Genomic DNA, 1,575 nt, shown 5'->3' with positions numbered 1-1,575 from the left:
TGGGCCAGCACCTCCACAGGTGTGCCGTGAAAAAGTTTACGTCCATATTTGAGCATCAAAATCCGATCGGCATACATTGCGGCAAAATTGACATCGTGCACAATCAAAATAACCATAAATCCTTTTCGGGCCAATGCACGGGCAATCGCCAACACCTTTTGCTGATAATGCAGATCTAAGGCTGAAATAGGTTCGTCGAGTAACAGGAGCGCATCGGGACTATCCCAGATCTGTGCCAAAACACGCGCGAGATGAACACGTTGTTGCTCCCCACCTGAGAGGCTCAAAAAATCCCGGTCAGCGAATGCCGTGACACCACAGAGCTCCATCGTTTCGGCCACCACCTGGTAATCACGCACTGTGGGCGTATTTTTATAATGCGGATACCTCCCCATCAATACGATCTCTTCCACCTTAAAACTCAATGTCATCTGTTGCTGCTGGCTTAGGAGCGCCCTGCATTTGGACAATGTCGCTGCGTCATACGCAGACAACAGTTTACCATTGAAATGAATCTGCCCGGAATCAGGCTTCTTTTCGCCGCAAAGGAGCCCCATCAAGGTAGACTTTCCTGCGCCATTGGCTCCAAGCACAGCTAAAATCTCCCCTTTACGAACCTGAAAGGTAATGTCTTTCAGTAGTTTTCGGCCTTTCACCTCATAGTTGATTTTCTCTACACGCAACATAAAAAATAGTATTTAAACATCCGAACGAAGGCTATTTATCCTTGATTAAAATATACAAAAATACAGGCGTCCCCAACAGGGCCGTAATCACACCGATAGGCAATTCGATCGGTGCTATCAATACCCTGGCGATAACATCTGCCAGCGTCAGCACCAAAGCGCCTAAAAGCAGTGAGCCCGGAAGTACAAAACGATGATCTGGTCCTCCCATCAGACGTACGGTATGCGGGACAATAAGTCCTACAAAACCAATAATTCCCGATACCGCCACCGAGGCACCGACAGCCAAAGTCGATAAAATGACCACCCATCTTTTTACACGATCAGTGCGCATCCCCAATAAATCAGCCTGAAGTTCGCCCAGGGCAAATGCATTCAAAGACTTCCCAAAAAATGGAAGAATAAACAGGGAAATACATATAAAAGGACCTATGGCCAATAAATTGTCCCAGGTCGCGCCACCTAGACTGCCCAGCATCCAAAACGTAATGGTGCGGAGCTGCTGCTCTGTAGACATGTAAGTCATCAAACCTGTAAGCGCGCCCGCAAATGCATTGATGGCGATACCCGCCAACAGCATCGTCGTCACATTGGGGCGGCCATTTTTACTGGCAATACGATACACCAAAAATGCGGTCAGCCCGGCACCGACAAAAGCACCAAAAGCCAAAATATAATAACCTAGCCACGTTGAAAGTGAAGTCAGCAGAAACGTTTCAAATGCGATAATCAGTACGGCGAACAAGGACGCACCAGAAGAAATACCGATTAATCCGGGCTCCGCGAGCGGATTTCGAAAAATTCCCTGAATGGCAGCGCCCGAGATACCCAGGGCGGCTCCGACCAAAAGCCCCAGTAATAAACGTGGCATGCGGATCTCAAATAAAAC

Annotated in this window: 2 protein-coding genes; both read right to left on the bottom strand. The window is 48.1% G+C overall.

The window, feature by feature from the left end; all coding sequences use genetic code 11:
- A partial coding sequence (locus VN105_RS22255) for a heme ABC transporter ATP-binding protein (RefSeq protein ID WP_325644346.1) occupies nucleotides 1–686 on the bottom strand: 686 nt, incomplete at its 3' end.
- A 31-nt stretch (nucleotides 687–717) separates the two neighbouring features.
- Nucleotides 718–1,575 (bottom strand): iron ABC transporter permease (locus VN105_RS22250; protein ID WP_325644344.1); only part of this gene is annotated, 858 nt, incomplete at its 5' end.

The organism is Chitinophaga sp., assembly GCF_035564935.1.
GTDB lineage: Bacteria > Bacteroidota > Bacteroidia > Chitinophagales > Chitinophagaceae > Chitinophaga.
Note: the sequence above shows the minus strand (reverse complement) of the source record. Positions and strands in the feature narration are given on the sequence as shown.